15 protein-coding genes are annotated in these 20,191 nt (G+C 61.6%); 6 read left to right on the top strand and 9 right to left on the bottom strand.

Translation table 11 applies throughout. From position 1 onward, the window contains the following. Positions 1–24: 24 nt before the first annotated feature. The 4 genes from GGD62_RS04070 to GGD62_RS04055 are packed head-to-tail and all read right to left on the bottom strand — an operon-like array spanning position 25 to position 3,254. Complete coding sequence (locus tag GGD62_RS04070; RefSeq protein WP_183707185.1) at positions 25–855, bottom strand: hypothetical protein; 831 nt, start codon at positions 853–855, stop codon at positions 25–27. Between the two features lie 53 nt (positions 856–908). Then, complete coding sequence (locus GGD62_RS04065; protein ID WP_183707183.1) at positions 909–1,223, bottom strand: hypothetical protein; 315 nt, start codon at positions 1,221–1,223, stop codon at positions 909–911. Continuing rightward, complete coding sequence (locus tag GGD62_RS04060) at positions 1,220–2,803, bottom strand: hypothetical protein (RefSeq protein ID WP_183707181.1); 1,584 nt, start codon at positions 2,801–2,803, stop codon at positions 1,220–1,222. Before GGD62_RS04060 ends, GGD62_RS04065 begins: the two co-directional genes overlap by 4 nt. Before the next feature lie 4 nt (positions 2,804–2,807). Further along, a complete protein-coding gene (locus GGD62_RS04055) occupies positions 2,808–3,254 on the bottom strand; it encodes a hypothetical protein (RefSeq protein WP_210317721.1) in 447 nt (148 codons plus the stop codon). Between the two features lie 1,384 nt (positions 3,255–4,638). Between GGD62_RS04055 and GGD62_RS04050 the strand changes: the two genes are divergently transcribed. Further along, positions 4,639–5,604 (top strand): DUF4268 domain-containing protein, encoded by a 966-nt coding sequence (locus GGD62_RS04050; RefSeq protein ID WP_183707177.1) that lies wholly within the window; start codon positions 4,639–4,641, stop codon positions 5,602–5,604. Positions 5,605–5,652: 48 nt separating this feature from the next. Here GGD62_RS04050 and GGD62_RS04045 read toward each other — a convergent pair whose 3' ends face one another. The 3 genes from GGD62_RS04045 to GGD62_RS04035 form a co-directional block, all read right to left on the bottom strand. Next, positions 5,653–6,594: a hypothetical protein gene (locus tag GGD62_RS04045; protein WP_183707176.1), complete on the bottom strand. Its 942-nt coding sequence runs from the start codon at positions 6,592–6,594 to the stop codon at positions 5,653–5,655. A gap of 164 nt (positions 6,595–6,758) precedes the next feature. Then, a complete protein-coding gene (locus GGD62_RS04040) occupies positions 6,759–7,082 on the bottom strand; it encodes a hypothetical protein (protein ID WP_183707174.1) in 324 nt (107 codons plus the stop codon). Between the two features lie 358 nt (positions 7,083–7,440). Continuing rightward, entirely contained in the window at positions 7,441–8,694 is a 1,254-nt protein-coding gene (locus GGD62_RS04035; protein ID WP_183707172.1) for an integrase family protein, read from the bottom strand. A gap of 276 nt (positions 8,695–8,970) precedes the next feature. Here GGD62_RS04035 and glmS point away from each other — a divergent pair, with 276 nt between their 5' ends. The 3 genes from glmS (at position 8,971) to GGD62_RS04020 (ending at position 12,615) form a co-directional block, all read left to right on the top strand. Then, on the top strand, positions 8,971–10,797 hold the full coding sequence (gene glmS / locus GGD62_RS04030; protein WP_183707170.1) for a glutamine--fructose-6-phosphate transaminase (isomerizing): 1,827 nt from the start codon (positions 8,971–8,973) through the stop codon (positions 10,795–10,797). An 84-nt stretch (positions 10,798–10,881) separates the two neighbouring features. Next, positions 10,882–11,628, top strand: coding sequence for a DUF502 domain-containing protein (locus GGD62_RS04025; protein WP_183707168.1), 747 nt, complete (start codon positions 10,882–10,884; stop codon positions 11,626–11,628). A gap of 129 nt (positions 11,629–11,757) precedes the next feature. Further along, positions 11,758–12,615: an NAD(P)-dependent oxidoreductase gene (locus tag GGD62_RS04020; RefSeq protein ID WP_183707166.1), complete on the top strand. Its 858-nt coding sequence runs from the start codon at positions 11,758–11,760 to the stop codon at positions 12,613–12,615. A gap of 112 nt (positions 12,616–12,727) precedes the next feature. Here the strand turns inward: GGD62_RS04020 and recG are convergent, their stop codons facing one another. After that, positions 12,728–14,836, bottom strand: a complete 2,109-nt coding sequence (gene recG, locus GGD62_RS04015) for an ATP-dependent DNA helicase RecG (protein ID WP_183707601.1) — start codon at positions 14,834–14,836, stop codon at positions 12,728–12,730. A 185-nt stretch (positions 14,837–15,021) separates the two neighbouring features. On the opposite strand from recG, the gene GGD62_RS04010 reads away from it, so the two are divergent. Beyond that, positions 15,022–15,312, top strand: coding sequence for a succinate dehydrogenase assembly factor 2 (locus GGD62_RS04010; RefSeq protein WP_179736662.1), 291 nt, complete (start codon positions 15,022–15,024; stop codon positions 15,310–15,312). Continuing rightward, positions 15,309–18,827 (top strand): transcription-repair coupling factor, encoded by a 3,519-nt coding sequence (gene mfd, locus GGD62_RS04005; protein WP_183707164.1) that lies wholly within the window; start codon positions 15,309–15,311, stop codon positions 18,825–18,827. Before GGD62_RS04010 ends, mfd begins: the two co-directional genes overlap by 4 nt. Before the next feature lie 115 nt (positions 18,828–18,942). Here the strand turns inward: mfd and GGD62_RS04000 are convergent, their stop codons facing one another. Beyond that, entirely contained in the window at positions 18,943–20,166 is a 1,224-nt protein-coding gene (locus GGD62_RS04000) for a GGDEF domain-containing protein (protein WP_179736666.1), read from the bottom strand. Between the last annotated feature and the right edge of the window lie 25 nt (positions 20,167–20,191).

Here is a 20,191-nt window from a genome sequence, read left to right as displayed (position 1 = left end):
AGCATGACACGCGAAGGGAATTTCTCATGCCGCTGCGACCTTCTGGCGATCAACGACAATGCATAGCAGTGCGCGCGGATCACAATTCGGACGCCTAGGCACATGTTGACCCGTCTCCTCGGCAGCAACGATGAGGGCTTCTTCCAATCGTTCCAGCTCGAGAACATCGTCTGCAATCTTGCGCAGGCGCTGGGTCTTCTCCGATGGCGTCAACGCGAGCTTTGGGATGGGCATGGCATCGATCAATTCGTTGATCTTCAACTCCATGCCTTCGGGATCAAACCATGCGAGCAGGCTCGGCACATCGAAATGCACGGAGTAGGCATTTGGATCGAGGAAGGTGACCTCGAACCTTTCATGAGACGCTTTGATCGTCGGCCGCCCCTTGATCGCGCTCTCGGTGATCCACTTTTTGGCTTGCGCTTTCATCTCGGACGCAGGCAGCGCGCATTGCTCGACGTTGAGGCGATCAGATGCAAGGCGGGCTATCTCCGCACGGATGCGTTCGACTGCCGCAAGGAACGTCTCACCATCCTTGAGTTTGATCCTTGTCGGTCTTGCGTCTGCGAGGTGAGCGCTAGCAGGTAGCAAGCTAAGATATCGCTTAACCCTGCTATTGAGGTCTGCTCGCTGACGATGCTGATCCTGATACTTGCGTTGAAGAAGCTCCAGTCTCTCGACCTCAAGCCTCATCGCATCGGCGTTTGGGCTATTTGGATTGAGATTGAGGGCTAGTTGCAGTTCCGAAATCTTCCTCGTCGTTGAGGAAGCAAGCGTTAGGGCTGCTTGCTCGCCATCTTCGAGTGCCAAAATCTTGAGATGTGCCTTGGGTGGTAACCTCGACTGGTGATCCATCCGTGTCCTCCGTTTATGATCCCGCCGCGCAGGAGGCGGCAGGATCGTTGATGTCAGTGCTTCCACATGTCCGAGAGGCGTCGATCTCTTGCGGCCAGCGCTTCCTCCCGAGACAATTCTGCTGACGGCTTTGGCCCATCTTGCGCGGCGTCGCCACGCCAGGCGCTCTCCAAACGGCGATTGCGCTCATCCCGCATCGTTTGAAGTTGCTCCCGAGAGGGAGGCGCGTTCGCATCCATCAAGGAGATTGCGCTGCGTTGTCCGCTATCCATCAGACTAATGGGGATAGTCAGGCGATCACCGGGCTGCAAAACGCCGTTGCGCTGAACGCGCTTGCCGTCACGATCGAAGACAATGAAGTTCGTCATCTCAGGATACCTTTCGTCATCAAGAGGTTTGATAGTCGTTGTGCAGCGGGGCTGCGTTCCTGTTGCGAAGGACTGGGGCCTCCGACCCAACTTAACGTTGCATCATACCTGTAGCGTTTCGCTCCTCCCCCAAGGCACATGACAATCAAGCCACTCGCGGCATTGATTACGTCATCGTGTCCGTTCGGGGGATGGTCGATGCTTTCCCTGCCTGATCTCGCTGCTCGTCGCTCAAGCGCAAGCAACTGCGTCACCATGCGAGGATGATCGATCAGGTCGCATTTCTTGCTATTTAAGACTGCGAGGAATTCAGAGTAAATCTGGCTCTTTGGCTTCGCTGATGCCTCGTAGATGATCCCCACATCCTTGAACTGTTCAGGCGGCCATTCGCCTCCGAAGCGATCGCCAACGATCTTCGTTACCCGGTAGGACTTGAGGATCGCCGCGCAATTCTCGACGACATTCCTCGGGCTGAAGGGAGGCTTGAATTCCCGCAGAACGTCGAGTGTCGCTATGCCGTTCTCAGTATGCCCGATTGCGAGGGTGAAGCTATCTTTGCCGCTGCCCCCGGATGGATCGACGAAGGCGTGATACTTGTGTTGCGAGAAGTAGGGTCGTTCGCGTTCGTCGGAGAGGCAAGCGTCAACAGCCTCCATCGAGACGAACTGCTCGACATCAACACGGAATTGCGCGCCAAAATTCGCGGAGGCTTGCGCGGGATCGTCGATGTAGGCTTGTTCGATTTCCTCGCGGACGAAAGCGGGCGCATTCGGTCGCATGGTTAAGGTGTCGGCTTGCCACACGACGATCCGATCCGACTCCTGACCGTAATGCTTCTTATATGCGTTCCACAGCGCACCCTTGCGAGCATGTGGCGAGGACGCGCAGAGGAGCATTGAATTTGGTATAGTGAGCATCGAGGGACGTGCAGCCGCGATCACTTCGGTATCTGGATTTGTGCTGTCCTCGCTTGACCAGAACGCCAGCTCGTCCGCGAGTACGGCAACTGTGGTCCTGCCTCTGGATGTTTTGTAGCTCGCGGTCGTGACTTCAATTGAGACCGAATTCTTCAACCGGACCCAACGCGCCGTAGAACTCTCGATGAGGCGCGCGAGCATCTTCGAGCCCGTGAGGAACCCCTTGATGTAGTCCATGATCTCTTTGGTCTGCTCGCGATCTGCGGCCATGACCTGAACGACTGCGCGTTGTCCACGAGCGAGGTAGGGCTTGTAATTGAAGAAGGCACCTAACCAGACCGCAATCAATGCGAGGACTCGACTTTTGCCGCCGCGTCTTCCGACCACAAGCCAAGCTTCCTTGACCTGTTTCGAGGGTGGCGCATTCCGACCGGTGCATTTCTGGAAGAGCGCCAATTGTTCGGGCGACATGTCGTAGGCGAAGATCGCCGCGATGAATGCCCACCAGGCAGCCCAATCATCCGGGTCTGTGAAAGAGGACAAGAAGACATTCGGATCGTATACGGCATCCAGCAGTGTGGGGCCGAGGTCGGGTTTGATCTCTTTTCGAGGTGTGGCGGGGGTCTCGTCTGCATCGTTAAGCCTGATGCGTTTGAGACCCATGGCATCAATCCCCGTCTAGCCGTTCTCGGTGTGAACGACGGGAGCCGCCATTCCGCATGTAGGCGAGGGGGTCGAGATGATCCTCCTCGTCATGCAGATCGGCGTCGCGCTTCATGTCGAGAAGACCGAGGGTCTTTAGATGTCGCCGGATGGCGTTGACGATGCGAGAGTACTGGACGAATTCAGACTCCTTCATCTCGCCCGACTGCATGTACTGCTGTTGGATGTCCTCGGAGAGTACTTGCAGCATCGACAGATCGCGAATGATGGCACGGTCTGCTTCCGTGATCTTTGATCCCAAGGATGCGGAGTAGCCTGTGATGAGGTCGCGGAAACGCTTTCCTCTGGGCGTGCGCAGATCAACGCGCTCCGCGAATAGGCGCGACCCGTTCGTGATCGCGGAAAGCGCCGCGCGTGTCTGAGGGGTCGTCTTCCGTCGTGTGCCGTGCATTTCCCGAACTACATGAGATCGTCGCGCGAATATTTCGCGTTGTTCGAGACGACAATCACTCGACCTGTACCGCACCTTGTCAACACCAAAATGCCATGCCGTTGAAAACACGGCAGAATGTCTCCCTACAATTGTGTCGGGGGACAACAATGTTAGCGCTCACTCAAGAATTCAGGCGTCCATCAAGTGCCGAGAACTAAATAGAGCGAGAGATACATTTGCGGCGTGCGCAAGAATTTCAGCGTGATGCGTTCTCCCCCGTCTCGATGACCTTTAGACTATCGATCCCACCTGATCTTCGCCTCATCTTGGTGTTCACGTCGAAAGGCTCTCAGCGCGTTCCGATCGATAAGGTCGTGTTGATCAAGCAATCTGATGATCTCGCGCATTTCCTGCCGGACGCCTCCGACGAGGACACCCGATCCCGGCCATCCGTGATTGTGAAGGGCCTCGCAGATGTCGAGTGCGGATTGATCGGGATAGATGAGGACAAGGCGACGAATTCTTTCCTTTAATCCCCTTGGTGTGATCGTCTTTTTCAGGTGTTCGTCTCTTGCAGGTTTTGCGGAATAGGGCTTGCCTCGCTGCTTGAATTTTCTCTCCGTCTTCTCGTGTGTCCCTTCGTTGCGGAGCCGTTCACGCCTCGTGCGTCGCTTGTAACCTGGGCCTGCGGGCGCCCCATATGAATTCGATTGGTCTAGGTAGTTGGACATTTTGGGATTTTCCCTCGGGTGTGATCATCGAGGGGAGGGTAGGATAGCACTCGCCGCCTCGATGTCACGCCATCACGTCCCCGATCTGTCCTGTCCATCCTTGTTGCTAGGGTGCCGATTGCCGCGCAGCGGAGCGGTTCTGGGTGGTGTTTGGTTCTCAGGACGTATCTTCCCCCGTTCTGTCCAGCGCAGCGGTTGTCGGGAGCACGTCGTCACAAGCGAAAAATTAACCTTCAGGGGTCTTTACAAGTGGCCTCAACCATTTGCTGTGGCTTCGTCGGTGATCTTGAGCAACGTCTGAAAGTCGGGATTGCACGATGCGTATGACGGTTGGAAACGAAGAACTAGATCGCCAGCCAAAGTCACGATTGCAAGGGCTCCTCGCGGGCGCTTTGTGCGTTCTGGCGGGCGCGGCGTTCGTTGGAATAGCATCGAAACCAACGCCGTCCTCGTCGCAACAGACTAAGGCGACGGATGAGAATGGCAAAGCGTGCGACATCGCCTTTAACAAGTCGGACAAATGCTATTGTATGTGGGGCGGCCCATCTGGGAACAAGGACCTGCGTCTCAGGTGGCTTGCGGAGCATTGCAAGCCAGAGTGGCTAAGGTGAGAGCGCTCATATCCGGCAGTGAAGTATGAGACCTGAAGCGAACTTGCCGACGGGGGCACTATGACCGATCAGCTATTGGGGCGCCTTGAGCGTGTTGACCTGCGCGACATCTGGATCAGCGAGGCTACTAGCTTTACGCCATGGCTCGCCAAGCCTGAAAATATGGCCGTCTTGGGCGAAACTCTTAACATCGATCTCGAATTAGAGGCTCAGGAACGTTCCGTGGGCCCCTTTCGAGCAGACCTTCTTTGCAAGGACCTCGATACAGATCGATGGGTTCTGATCGAAAACCAGCTAGAACGAACTGATCACACTCATCTCGGCCAGCTGCTGACGTATGCCTCAGGTTTGGACGCGGTAACCATCGTGTGGATTGCCGCTCGCTTCACAGAAGAACACCGTTCAACGCTGGACTGGCTGAACAAAATCACGAACGACAGTTTTAGGTTTTTCGGCTTGGAGGTTGAATTGTGGCGGATTGGGTCATCGCCTGCCGCCCCCAAGTTCAACATCGTCTCCAAGCCAAACGAGTGGTCACACTCGGTCGCAAAGGCCGCCCGCGTAATCGATGATAGCGAGCAATCAGATACGAAGCTGATGCAGGCAAGATATTGGGCGGCGCTGAATGCGAAGCTGGATGAAATCGGTGGTCCGATCTCGGGAAATCGCAAGCCGCAGCCGCAGTCTTGGATACACTATCGGATCGGCCGAAGCTATATGGGCATCGGCGGTGCGATGAACACGCAGAAAAAACAACTCCGCGCTGAACTCTACATGACAGGTTCGCCAGCAAAGTCCCTGTTTGGACAGTTGAGAGAGCAGAGGACAGATATAGAGCGCGAGCTCGGGTACTCTTTGGATTGGCAAGAATTACCGGACAAGCAGGACGCTCGCATCGCGCTGCTTCTCGAGAACGCCGATCCCGCAGACGAAACCGACTGGCCGCGCCAGATCAGCTGGCTAGCGGAGAAACTGATCCAGATGCACAAGGTCTTCGCTCCTCGCGTAAGAGACCTTACGATCTAGGAGGCTTGAAAGGCTCTCAAGAGGACAAGGGATCAAAGGGAAACAGGTTCAGGACTGAAGTCTTTCCCGCTTGATCTTGGGCTTGATTGGAGAAGGGGTTCTCTTATTAGCAAGACATTTCACATTTGCTTCGCCCATCCCGTTGCTTCCATTGAGATTTCCCGATTTCTCGATTTTACGGATAGGGAGGAGTGCCCTGTTATCGATAGGGATGAGACTGCGACTGACAGGAATTTTCTTTTTCCTAGCATCGTCAATCATCTTCTGCACGGTCTCCTTCGCACGCCATAGGGTTTGACCAATCCGCGCATCAGTGTGATACCGAAAGCCGCGTCTGGTCGTATAGATGCGCGGCTTGTTTGGTGTGTGCTTCCTCTGTCTCCTCTCTCCATTTGATTGGATGCGGCCGAGGCGGGCGAAGTCTCCAATCCTCTTGATCAGGAGTCGAGGTGCCCAAAATGCATGGTGATCGAAATTGACGAGGTCCGTCACGCCTCGAATTTCCATGCGGTCGAGAGCGCGAACGCCACAAACCCTGAACTCCAGATGCAGGCAATAGACTTCCCCCGTGAGCTTCGCGAATTCCGGGGGATACATCACGAGGTTCGTTGGCGCCCATCTTCGGTCTGTGTAACGCGTGCGCTTGACGTACCGAACCTCGCCCCGATGATTTCGTTTGACTAGGTGCCGGTCCAGATATTGGTACATCTCGTCGCGATCCTCCTCGCTCTCAAAGATCAGGTCGAGTGTGAATTCGACCATGTTGAGATAGAGGCCGGGGACAGTGCTCAGGAATTTGAGCAGGTCTTGGCTTGGTTGCCTTGTTTCGATGCGTTGGATCAGTTTGGGATTGAAGCGTGCTCGGCGCTTTCCTTCCTCTCGGTCGAGGTCCGTCCCGCCGGGCCCACATTCTCGGCGAATGAAGTCTTTCTCTTTCTCGCTGAAAGATCTCTCGATCCAAAATGCGAGCTTGTCGTGGTAGGCGTGCATGTCACTCGGCGCGATCCCATTAAATGGAGAGACGCCTGTGAGTACTTGCGGCTTGTTCGCGTTGAGGTAGTGCGTTATATTTCGGGGCATTGATGCGTGTCTCCGCATGCATCAGAGGATTGAAGAAGGCCCCACGCTGCGGCAACAGCATGGGGCCATTTCTTTTAAGTCGCGGCTTCGTCAATTACCTCGCGATAGGTCCTACCGTTCACGACAATCACGGACCCGAGATCAGGCAGAAGCCGGCAGGCTTTGCTCACGCGCGCGAGCGCCAGAACATCCGCGACCTCGAACATCTTTCGCGAAGATGGCGAGTCCGTCAGCGTGCGGCCCGTCAGCTTGCCGTGTCGCTCAAGATTGCGAATGGTGCTGAAGCTGACGCCGAGGAGTTGAGCGGCTTGATGCCGATCGCACAACTGTGCGTCGGGAGAGAGAGGCCGGGTAGAGACGTTGAGTTGGGTAGATTTCCGATTTGCGGGCCGTTTCATGGCTGCATCCAATAGCTACCGCTCTCACCTCAAAGAGGTGAGTTGCGAGAGTTAGAGGATTGCGCCGGGCCCTGTCAGGAATACCGCGGTGGTTCCGCAATCGAGAGGTCGGGGACTTCCCCCCGACGATCGCCACTTCGTGTGGCCTGTCGCCAGGATGACACGAATTGACAAGCGAGCACAAGGGGATATCCGGATACGTACAATCTGTCGCGCAGGACAGAGGAGGAGGGCCCGGGCAATGATCCCATGCGCTCGCTGGGAGCGGTCTAGAGCCGTTTTCTATCCCTTGGGGAGGGAAGGGATAGGGGACGCATCAGAACGGGCGTGTGCCCCCTCCGCTGCGATCCTGACGGAATCAGTTCTGACGACTGCGTTTCGTCTTCAGACGGACGACGTTCCCGGAGGGCGGGGTGACGAGGTTGGAGATATGGGCGGCGAGCGCGGCAACGGCGTCCGCGATCTCAGGCAAGAAGTCATAGTGAGAATATGTCCGGGCAACCTTCGTCCCAACGGCATGTCCGATTGCGTGCTCTTTGACCTCAAAAGGAATTGCAGGCTTGAGGGTGTCGAGCGTCGTCCGAAACGTTCTGCGTAGGTCGTGGGTCGTGAAGGGCCGCGAGTGCGGAAGTGCGTCGCGCATTTTGTCCTGCAGCTCTTTCGTCCACTGTCCCCAAGCGTTGAACGGTCCTCGCCCACGGAGGGCTGGGAACACGTAGGGGCATTTGTAAATGCGCGGTTGGGCTTGAATGATTGCGAGCGCGAGGGCAGGGAGCTTGATTTCAGCCGGATGTCCCTTTGCGCCCTCGACTACGGGGAGATGCCACACTCCGTTCCGTAGATGCGTCCACTCGAGAGTGTTTGCCTTCTCGCGGCGTTGTCCCGTCAGGAGAAGGAAGCGACACAAGGCTCCGAACGTCCCCATCTCTCCAGTGACACGCCAGAACGTGACGATCTCCTCCGAGGTAAGAACCCGGTTTCGAGCGCGCTTGTCGTATTTGGACATTCCTTTGATGACTGGGCTGACGTAGTCTTCCGTCGGATCGAGGTTCAGAGCGTAGAAGTTCGCCATTGTCCTGAAAATCGTGAGGACCGCATCCCGCATCGACGGGCTTTCAATCGTGTCGTCGAGATGCTTGATAAGCTGGGCACGTCGGACTAGCGCAAACTCCTGATCCTTGAATGCCGGGACCAGGTGCTTGCGTATGCGCTGTTCGGTTACCTTAGCAGTAAGGTGTCCGCCTTCTTTGACATGCTTGAGAATGAAGGTTTCAGCGACATCTTGGAACAGCGACGGGATGTCGTTTTGCTTTGCGACCGCTTTCTGCGGGTCACGCAGGAAGTCTACTGCCGCGTCGCGAGCCGCTGCTATGGACATGATAGGATATCGGCCGAGCTTCGTAACGCGGGTACGGCCGCCCGCGAGGTACCACATGACACGCCACGTCTTCGTACCTTCGGGATTGACCCGGAGAATGAGACCGCGCACACGGTCATCATAGAAATCCTTGGGGACTTGAGTCGGCTTACCTTCCTTGTCGAGCTTCGTTCCGACCTTCAGGCTGCGGATTTTAAAATCCGTGAAATCAATCCGTTCATCGCGATGTGACATTGTTGGGAACGCAAACAATTGTTGAGGACAGGTTGAGTGCAATGCGTTGACAGGCAGCGACAACGCACAACAGTGTCAATATAGACGAAAAGCTAAAAAATGCGAGTAAATACATGAACTTAGATGTCATTGAGTGGCAGGGCTTGACAGCCTTTAGCAAGTTGGAAACCTCACAATCCGCAATAAATATTGAGTATATGGTTCCCTGGGATTTTCGCTAAAAACCGAGCGCGTCGTTTAGGCGATTTTTCGACGATTTGGGGGATAGTGATCCGCATGTGCGGGATTGTCGGCATTCTCGGGCGCGAGCCGGTTGCAGAGCAGCTGGTGGATTCGCTCAAACGTCTTGAATATCGCGGCTATGACTCGGCGGGCGTCGCCACGCTCGAAGGCAAGCACCTCGAGCGCCGGCGCGCCGAGGGCAAGCTGAAGAACCTGGAGAAGCGGCTGGAAGCCGAGCCGCTCCTGGGCACCACCGGCATCGGCCACACCCGCTGGGCCACCCACGGCAAGCCCACCGTCAACAACGCCCATCCGCACGCGACCGATCGCGTCGCCGTGGTCCACAACGGCATCATCGAGAATTTCCGCGAGCTGCGCGAGGAACTCGAGAAAAAGGGCACGGTGTTCCACACCGAGACCGACACCGAGATCGTGCTGCATCTGGTCGACGATTTGCTCACGCGCGGCAACAAGCCGGTCGAAGCCGTCAAACTGGCGCTGGGGCGGCTCCGCGGCGCCTTCGCGCTTGGCTTCATCTTTGCCGGCGATGGCGACCTGATGATCGGTGCCCGCAACGGGCCGCCGCTGGCGATCGGCTACGGCGACGGCGAGATGTATCTCGGCTCGGATGCCATCGCGCTCGGCCCGTTCACCGACACGATCAGCTATCTCGAGGACGGCGACTGGGCGGTGCTGACCCGCAAGAGCGCGTCGATTTTCGACAAGGACGGCAATGCCGTCCAGCGCGACAAGATCAAGCATGCCGCCTCGACCTCGCTGGTCGACAAGGCGAACTATCGCCACTTCATGGCGAAGGAGATCCACGAGCAGCCGGAAGTGGTCGGCCATACGCTGGCGCGATACGTCGACATGGCGACCGAACGTGTCGCGCTGCCGGTCAAGCTGCCGTTCAACTTCAAGAACATCCAGCGCATCAACATTACGGCGTGCGGCACCGCGAGCTATGCCGGCTACGTCGCAAAATACTGGTTCGAGCGCTTTGCGCGCGTGCCGGTCGAGGTCGATGTCGCCTCCGAATTCCGCTACCGCGAGGCGCCCTTGCGCAAGGGCGATCTCGCCATCTTCATCTCGCAGTCGGGCGAGACCGCCGACACGCTTGCGGCACTGCGCTATGCCAAGGCCGAGGGCGTGCATACGGTCGCCGTCGTCAACGTCCCGACCTCGACGATCGCGCGCGAGAGCGAGACCGTGCTGCAGACGCTCGCGGGCCCCGAGATCGGCGTCGCCTCGACCAAGGCCTTCACCTGCCAGCTCATGGTGCTGGCAAACCTTGCGATCGCGGCCGGCAAGGCCAGAGGCGAATTGTCCGATGAGGACGAAACCAAGCTGGTTCACGGCCTCGTCGAAGTCCCGCGCCTGATGGCGGATGCGCTCACCACCGAGCTGCAGATCGAAAAGCTCGCGCACCGGATCGCCAAGTCCAGCGACGTGCTCTATCTCGGCCGCGGCACCAGCTTCCCGCTTGCGCTCGAAGGCGCGCTAAAGCTGAAGGAGATTTCCTACATCCACGCCGAGGGCTATGCCGCCGGCGAGCTCAAGCACGGGCCGATCGCGCTGATCGACGAGACGATGCCTGTCGTCGTCATCGCGCCGCACGACCGGGTGTTCGAAAAGACGGTGTCAAACATGCAGGAGGTCGCCGCCCGCGGCGGCAACATCATCCTGATGACGGACGCGAAGGGTGCGGAGGAGGCGACCGTCGAGTCCCTCGTCACCATCGTCATGCCCGACATGGCGGCGGCCTTCACTCCGATGGTCTATGCCGTTCCCGTGCAGCTGCTCGCCTATCACACGGCTGTCGTCATGGGGACCGACGTCGACCAGCCGCGCAACCTCGCGAAATCGGTGACCGTGGAATAGGCAGAAGGGATATCAGGCGGTCGCGGTCTTCCAAAACCTGCTAGAAGACCCTAGCTTGTGTGCTGCGACCGACCTGGAACCCGAATGACCCCCCGCGACGACGCGCCCGCGCCTCTTGATCCGCTCCCGGAACCGCATACCGGCCTGATGGGCCGCTTCCGCAACTATTTTCTGACTGGCCTCGTGGTGACGGGGCCGATCGCCATCACCCTGTATCTGGTCTGGTGGTTCGTCACCTGGGTCGACGGCGTGGTGCGGCCGTTCGTGCCGCTGGCCTATCGGCCGGAAACCTATCTGCCGTATGTCGTTCCCGGCTGGGGACTGGTTGTCGCATTTTTCACGCTGACGCTGGTCGGTTTCCTCGCGGCCAATCTGATCGGCCGGACGCTCGTCGATGTCGGCGAAACGTTCCTCGGCCGGATCCCGGCGGTGCGCGCCATCTATCGCGGCCTGAAGCAAGTGTTCGAGACGCTGTTCTCGGGCAAGGGCTCGAGCTTCCGCAAGGTCGGACTGGTCGAGTTTCCCTCGCCGGGCATGTGGTCGATCGTGCTGATCTCGCAATCGCCGAACGAGGACATCGCGCGCAACCTGCCGGGGCAGGAGGAGCACGTCTCGGTGTTCCTGCCGTGCTCGCCGAACCCGACCACCGGCTTCTTCTTCTATGTCCCGAAGAGCAAGATCATCGAGGTCGACCTCACCGCCGAGGACGCGGCGACGCTGATCATGTCGGCAGGCGTGGTGCAGCCGGGCTCGGCACCCGATCCGAAAAAGGCCGCGGCACTCGCGGGCATGGCGAATGCCGCGCGCATCGCCAACGCGTCCGCGCTTTAGCCCGAGCCTGCGAAGGTGGAGTAGGGCCATTCCGCTGCGGGATGGCCGTCGGTCACGCGCGCGTTCGCATCCTCTGATAGTCTCCGGTTCGCCTGAGCGCCTCGCTCGGAATTCGATCTGGAGTACATGATGTCCAAGACCATTGCGATTCTCGCACCCGGCGCCATGGGCAGCGCCGTCGCCCGCCGCCTCGTTGAGCATGGCGCGCGCGTGCTGACGTCTTTGGACGGGCGGAGCGAGGCGACGCGGAAACGCGCGGCGGAAGCCGGCATGGTCGGTGCCGATGACAATCAAATTGCGGGCGCCGACATCATCCTCTCGATCGTGCCGCCGGGCGAAGCCGTCGCGCTGGCTGAACGGCTGGCCGCGCTGATCGTCAGGCGCGACAAGAAGCCAATCGTGGTCGATTGCAACGCCGTCAACGTCGATACCGTGCAGAGAATTGAGGAGATCATCGGCTCGGCGCAGGCGCCGTTCGTCGATGGCGGCATCATCGGTTTTCCGCCGCAGCCGGGCGGCAAGAGCCCGGCCTTTTATGTGTGCGGCGAGCACGCGAAGGACGTCGCGGTGCTGAAGGATTTTGGCCTCGATGTGCGAATCGTCGAGGGCCCGGTCGGCGCGGCGTCGGCTCTAAAGATGTCCTACGCCGGCATCGTCAAGGGCCTCGCCGGCATCGGCTCGGCCATGGTGGTCGCGGCGACGAAAGCGGGCGCTGCGGACGCGTTGCGGAACGAACTGGCGCTGAGCCAGCCGGCGATCCTGGCGCGGCTCGACGTCGCCCTGCCTGACATGATCCCCAAGGCCTATCGCTGGGTCGCCGAGATGCGTGAGATTTCCGGTTTCCTCGGCCCGGATCATCCGGCCAGCCAGATCTATGAAGGCTTTGCCAGATGGTTCGAGCATCTTGCAAAGGATGCGAGCGGCGAGGCGGCGGATGCGGCGCTGATGAAGGCGTTTGCCACGGGGATCGCGCGGAAGAAGGCCTAGTGGCCCCGCACCATCGCTCCGGCAGTTTGGTCGAAGTGCGCGGGTCTGTGTGTCCATGCGTCATTGCTTCGCTGCGCTCGCAATGACGAGGAGGAGACGTCGCGCCTGAACCTCAGCCCGCCCCGATCAGCGGGATCGCCTCGTCGCGCTCATACAGATACAAGAGGCAGCGCAGAGCTTCGCCGCGCTCGCCCTTCAGCTTTGGATCGTCCTTGAGGATGCGCAGCGCCTCGTCTCTGGCCTGGGTGATGAGCTGGCCGTGGACCTCCGAGCGCGCGATGCGGTAGCCGGGCAGGCCGCTCTGGCGCACGCCCAGCACGTCGCCTTCGCCGCGCAGCTTGAGGTCTTCCTCGGCGATGCGAAAACCGTCGGTGGTCTCGCGGATCACCTTCAGGCGTGCCTTCGACATCTCGCCGAGCGGCTCGGAGTAGAGCAGCAGGCAGGTCGAGGCCTCCGAGCCGCGTCCGATGCGGCCGCGCAGCTGGTGCAGCTGGGCAAGGCCAAAACGCTCGGCATTCTCGATCACCATGATGGTCGCCGCCGGCACGTCGACGCCGACCTCGACCACGGTGGTCGCGACCAGCAAGCCGATCTCGTGGGCGGCGAACTGGCCCATCACGCGGTCCTTCTCGGTGCCCTTCATCTGGCCGTGGACGAGGCCGACGCGGTCGCCAAAACGCTTCTGCAGGCTCTCGAAACGTTTCGTCGCGTTGGTGAGGTGTTCGGTGCCTTCTGCCTCGGATTCCTCGACCAGCGGGCAAATCCAGTAAACCAGCTTGCCGGCCTGCAGCGCGCGGCCGATGCTGTCAGTGACTTCGGCGAGGCGGCTGATCGATATGGTGCGGGTTTCGATCGGCTGGCGGCCGGCCGGCTTTTCGCGCAGCTCGGAAATGTCCATGTCGCCGAAATAGGTCAGCACGAGCGTGCGCGGGATCGGCGTCGCGCTCAGCACCAGCACGTCGACCGCCTCGCCCTTGGACGTCAGCGCGAGGCGTTCGCGCACGCCGAAGCGGTGCTGCTCGTCGACGATGGCGAGGGCGAGATCGTGGAAGATCACGTCGTCCTGGATCAGGGCGTGGGTGCCGACGACGAGGTCGATCTCACCGGCTTCGAGCTGCGCCAGCAGTTCGCGGCGCTCCTTGCCCTTTTCACGGCCGGTGAGGATCGCGACCCGCATTCCCGCGCGCTCGGCGAGCGGCGCGATGGTCTTGATGTGCTGCCGCGCCAGAATTTCGGTCGGGGCCATCAGCGCCGCCTGCTTTCCCACTTCGGCGACGGCTGCGGCCGCGAGCAGCGCGACCACGGTCTTGCCGGAGCCGACGTCGCCCTGCAACAGACGCAGCATGCGCACCGGCTGTTGCAGGTCCTCGGCGATCGCCGCCGCTGCGCTGCGCTGAGAGGGCGTCAGCGCATAGGGCAGGGCGTCGATGATCTTGTTGCGCAAATGCCCGTCGCCGGCGTTGCGGACGCCGGCCGGGCGGCGGAGTTGCGCGCGGATCAGGGCGAGCGCGAGCTGGCCGGCCAGCAGCTCGTCAAAGGCGAGGCGCGACCAGAACGGCTGGTCGGGCAGGATGTCCGTCAGCTCGACCGGTTGATGCACGCGGTTGAGCGCTTCGGCGATCGGCGGGAAACTGCAGCGGCGCATCACCTCCGGGCTGATCCATTCCGGCAACGAAGGCAGCTTCTGCAGCGCCTGGGCGATCGCGCGGCGGAGCGAGCCGAGCGCCAGGCCTTCCGTTAGCGGATAGACCGGATCGATCCCTGAGAGTTTCGAGATCGCTTCCTCGTCCAGCACGCGGTCGGGATGCACGATCTGCGGGATGCCTTCATACATCTGCAGCGTGCCGGAGACGTAGCGCTTCTCCCCCATTGGCAGCAGTTTTTCGACATAGCCGGGCTTGGCGCGGAAGAAGGTCAGCACGACGTCGCCGGTGTCGTCGCTGGCATAGACGAGATAGGGCGCGCGGGCATTGCGGGGCGGAGGCGGGCGGTGGCGGTCGACGGTGACCTCCAGCGTCACCATGGTTCCGACCGCCGCGTCGCGGATTTTTGGCCGCGCCCGGCGGTCGATCACCTGGCTCGGAAGGTGCAGGAGCAGATCGACCAGCCGCGGCGTCTCATTGCGGCTGAGCAAATACTGCAGCAGCTTGTCCTGCTTCGGACCGACGCCGGGCAGGCTGGTCACGGGGGCAAACAGCGGATTGAGCAGGCTGGGGCGCATGGATGCGAATCTAGGATCGTTTCGGCCCGTCATGCCCGGCTTTATGCCGGGCATCCACGGCTTTTTTCGCGGCCGCAACCCGGGCGGCAGGCTTGCCAAATCGAGGGCTGACACGGCCACCTCGAATGGCTATATCAGCCCCGCCCGGCACGTCCGGGCTTTCTGCGTTTGACTGGATTTGAGACATGACGGGAACGACACGATCGAGCAGCGGGCTGGACGACCGCCGCAAGCGGCTTTTGTTCCGCTGCTGGCACCGCGGCACGCGCGAGATGGACCTGATCCTCGGCCGCTTCGCGGATGCCGAGATCGGCAATCTGTCCGACGCCGAGCTCGATCAGCTCGAGACGCTGCTCGAGGTCAACGATCCCGATCTCTATGCCGCCATCACCGGTGACAAGGTGCTGCCGGCCGATGTCACCGGCGCGCTGTTTGCCCGCATCAAGGCCTATCCGATCGCGGACCGCGACGCATGAAGCAGGGAATGAAATCTCCGGCCGAGCTGCTTGCGCCCGGCCGTGTGCTGACGCTCGCCAATGTCGCGGAAGGCGCCGAAGGCCTTGTCGTCTCCGATCTCGCCCGCGCCATCGCGGCGCGGCCGAAGAAGCCGGCCGTCAGCCTTGCCGTGGTCTGCCGCGACGGTCCGCGCATGCAGCAGCTCGAACGCGCGCTGCAGTTCTTCGCTCCCGATCTGCCGGTGCTGACTTTCCCGGCCTGGGACTGCCAGCCCTATGACCGCGTCTCGCCGCATGGCGGCATCTTGGCACAACGCCTGACCACGCTGGCACGGCTGGCCTCGCTCACCGGCAGTGACAAGCCGCTGATCGTGCTGACCACGGTGAACGCGGTGGTGCAGCGCGTGCCCGCGCGCGAGCTCGTTGCGGCGCAGGCGCTGTCGGTTGCGCCCGGCAACGTGGTGCCGATGGACACTATCGTCGCCTGGCTCGAGCACAACGGCTACAACCGTTCCTCGACCGTGCGCGAGCCCGGCGAATACGCCGTGCGCGGCGGCATCCTCGATCTGTTTCCGGCCGGCCTCGATCAGCCCGTCCGCTTCGATTTCTTCGGCGACAGCCTGGAATCGATCCGCTCCTTCGACGCCGAGACCCAGCGCACGCTGCTCGACATGCGCTCGCTCGACCTGGTGCCGATCTCGGAATTCCAGCTCGTCACCGACACCATCCGCCGATTCCGCATGGGCTATGTCGCCGAGTTCGGCGCGCCCGAGCGCGACGATGCGCTGTATGAGGCTGTCAGCGAGGGCCGCCGCCATCCCGGCATGGAGCACTGGCTGCCGCTGTTCCAGGATCGGATGGACACGCTGTTCGACTATCTGCAAGGCGCGCCCATCGCGATCGAGCCGCAGGCCGAGGACGCCGTCCGCGAGCGCTTCAAGCAGATCCAGGACTATTACGAGGCCCGCCGCGACGCCATGGAGCATCCCGGCGGCGGCGCCATTTACAAGCCGCTGCCGCCAGACCGGCTTTATCTGACCGGCGAGGAATGGACCAAGCGCGAGAGCGACATGCCGCTGCTGCGGCTGACGCAGTTCTCGGTTCCGGCTGACGGGACCAGTGTCGTCGACGCCGGTGCCCGCAAGGGCCGCGATTTCGCGCCGGAGCGCAACGACACGACGGTCAACGTATTCGAATCCGTGGTCAGCCATGTCATGGCGCTGCACGCCCAGCGCAAGAAGGTCGTGATCGCGCTCTGGAGCGAAGGCTCGCGCGACCGCATGAATTCGATGTTGCGCGACCACAAGTTGGCCCACACCACCAGCGTCAACAGCTGGCGGACGGTGCAGGCGACCCCGCGCAACGAGACCATGCTCGCCGTGCTCGGCCTCGAAAGCGGCTTCGAGACCGACGAGATCGCGCTCATCAGCGAGCAGGACATCCTTGGCGACCGCCTGGTGCGGCCGCGCAAGGCCAGCCGCAAGCTCGACAATTTCATCTCGGAGGTGACGAGCCTTGCCGCGGGCGACATCGTCGTCCACGTCGATCACGGCATCGGCCGTTTCATCGGCCTCCAGACCCTCGATGTCGCGGGTGCGCCGCATGACTGTCTCGAGCTGCATTATGCCGCCGAAACAAAACTGTTCCTGCCGGTCGAGAACATCGAGCTATTGTCACGCTACGGCTCGGACCAGACCACGGTCGAGCTCGATCGCCTCGGTGGCGGTGGCTGGCAGACCCGCAAGGCCAAGCTCAAGAACCGCATCCGCGAGATCGCGGGCGAATTGATCAAGATCGCCGCCGCGCGCCATCTGCACGAAGCGCCCAAGCTGCCGGTGCAGCAGGGCCTCTATGACGAGTTTTGCGCGCGCTTCCCCTATGACGAGACCGAGGACCAGCTAGGCGCGATCGAATCCACGCTGAAGGATCTCGAACTCGGCCGTCCCATGGACCGGCTGATCTGCGGCGACGTCGGCTTCGGCAAGACCGAGGTCGCGCTCCGCGCGGCCTTTGCCGTGGCCCTCGAAGGCAAGCAGGTCGCCGTCGTGGTCCCGACCACGCTGCTGGCGCGCCAGCACGCAAAGACCTTCACCGAGCGCTTCAAGGGATTTCCGGTCAACGTTGCGCAGGCCTCGCGCCTGGTCGCGACCAAGGAGCTCAATCTGGTCAAGAAGGGCATCGCCGACGGTTCGGTCGACATTGTCGTCGGCACCCACGCGTTGCTCGGCAAGGCGATCAAGTTCCGCGACCTCGGCCTCGTCATCGTCGACGAGGAGCAGCATTTTGGCGTCACTCACAAGGAGCGACTGAAGGCGCTGCGCTCCGAGGTGCACGTGCTGACGCTGTCGGCAACTCCGATCCCGCGCACGCTGCAGCTGGCGCTGACCGGCGTGCGCGAGCTCTCGATCATTGCCTCGCCCCCGGTCGATCGTCTCGCGGTGCGCACCTTCGTCGCCCCGCATGATCCGCTGATGATCCGCGAGGCGCTGCTGCGCGAGCGCTATCGCGGCGGCCAGGCATTCTACGTGGTGCCGCGCATCGACGACCTCGCCGAGGTCAAGGATTTCCTCGACAAGAACGTGCCGGAGATGAAGGTCGCGGTCGCGCACGGCCAGATGCCGCCCGCGGTGATTGAAGACATCATGACCGCGTTCTACGACGGCAAGTTCGACATCCTGCTGTCCACCACGATCGTCGAGTCCGGCCTCGACATTCCCAACGCCAACACGCTGATCGTCCACCGTGCCGACATGTTCGGTCTAGCCCAGCTCTATCAGCTGCGCGGCCGCGTCGGCCGCTCCAAGCTGCGCGCCTATGCGCTGTTCACACTGCCGGCGCAGCAGAAGATCACGGCGCAGGCCGAGCGCCGGCTCACGGTGCTGCAATCGCTGGAGACGCTGGGGGCAGGCTTCCAGCTCGCCTCGCACGATCTCGACATTCGCGGCGCCGGCAATCTGCTCGGCGAGGAGCAGTCCGGCCACATCAAGGAGGTCGGCTTCGAGCTCTATCAGTCGATGCTGGAGGAGGCGATCGTCAACCTCAAGGCCGGCGTCTCCGAGCCCGCCGCCGACCGCTGGTCGCCGTCGATCACGATCGGCATGCCCGTGCTCATCCCGGAGGATTACGTCGGCGATCTCTCGGTGCGGCTGTCACTGTACCGGCGTCTGGCCGATCTCGACACCGAGGAGGAGATCGAGAATTTTGGCGCGGAGATGCGCGATCGCTTCGGCGTGCTGCCGGACGAGGTGCGCTACCTCTTCAAGGTCGCCGCGATCAAGGCGTTCTGCCGAAGGGCCAATGTCGGCAAGATCGACGCCGGCCCGAAGGGCGCCGTCATCGCCTTCCGCGACAATTCCTTCGCCTATCCCGACCGCCTGGTGTCGTTCATCCGCAGCTACGGCCAGGCCGCCAAGGTGCGGCCCGACATGAAGGTGGTGTTCCTGCAGGACTGGGAGACGCCGGAAGAGCGTCTCGTGGGGACGACGGAGATCATGCGGCAGCTGGCGCAGCTCGCGGAGAGCAAGAAGGCGGCGTGAGGATCGGGCGAGATATCGTAGGGTGGGCGAAGCGAAGCGTGCCCACCATCTTTCAAAGACGAGGGATACCGTGGGCACGCTTCGCTTTGCCCACCCTACGGCAGCGAGGTTGTAATTACGACGCCGCTCGCGACGCATCCGCGGACAGCCGCCCCAGCAACGACCTTGCCGTATCCGACGGCGACAGCGAATCCACGCTGACGACGGGCTCGCTGCGCATCTCGTGCTTGCCGTTGGAGGTGTGACGCATCACCGCCGAGAGGCGGCGGGCGATCATGTGGGCGGTGCGGAAGTCGGTTTCCGCGAACACGACGATGACCGAGCCGTCCTTCTGCGCGGCGCCGAAATCCATCTGCCGCATCAGGCGGCTGAGGATGCGGGCAGCATCGAGCTGGGCGCGGGAATTGCCGGGGTCGAAGGCGAAGCGTGCGACGGAGAGACCGCCGCCGCGGGCCAGCGTCTGCTCGACCGCTTTGGCGAAATCGCGGGCGAAGGCTTCGACCGTCAGCAGGCCGCTGCGCGGATCGAGCCAGCCGCCGGCATCGATCGAGCGCAGCGTGCGGCTCAATTGTGCTTCCATCGCATGCTGGCGGATCAGGGGCAGTGCATTGGCCGCGACCTTCGCCGGCTCGCCCGGGATCAGCTCGAGATTGGGCAGGTCGTAAGTCTGCGTCAGCTGGTGCGCGGTGACGACGACGGGCAGGCTGCGAAAGCGGGTGTCCTCGGCAAGCACCGTGAGAAAGGCGTCGGTGACGCGCGCGGTAAAACCTTCGGCGAGCACGACGCCGTCGAGGTCGCGGGTGTTGAGGTGTTTCGCGGCGGCCTCGATCGAGAGCGCGCCGACCACGCCGGCGCGTTCGCCGAGCGCGACGGAGAGCGCGGGATAGGCCGAGCCGCGGCCGATCAGGAGCACGGTGGCATCGCGGGCCGGATCGCCCTCCGGCAGCGCGACCTTCACTTCCGGCAGCCGGCGCAGCACCGTGGCGTGCAGGGTGCGCACGCGCAAAGCGGCGCGAAGCCGCGCGATGAGGCGGTCGGAATTGCCGCCGCGCGAAGAGAACGGCAGGGCGTTGTGAGGCAGCATGCCCATCGCATCGAGGGCCACGAAGGGAAGGTAAAGCGGCTGGTCGGCGATCTTCTTGGCGAGCGGCGCAATATGCGGCTCGTGACCGCCGGACATCTGGGCGAGAACCGCGGCCGGCTGGACCTGCTCGACCGCGCGCGCTGCGCTGGCCCAGTCGGTGTCGACGACGGGAAAGAGCCGGGCCTCGTCCAGCGCCGCAATGAAGGGCGGCCGCTCGGCATTGGACACAAACAGGATCGGGCCCGCCTGGGACATTCGCAAACTCTGATCACGCGACAGA

Origin of the sequence: Bradyrhizobium sp. ERR14, from assembly GCF_014198235.1 — a bacterium.
Classification (GTDB): Bacteria; Pseudomonadota; Alphaproteobacteria; order Rhizobiales; family Xanthobacteraceae; genus Bradyrhizobium.
This window is presented reverse-complemented; position numbering and strand designations above follow the sequence as displayed.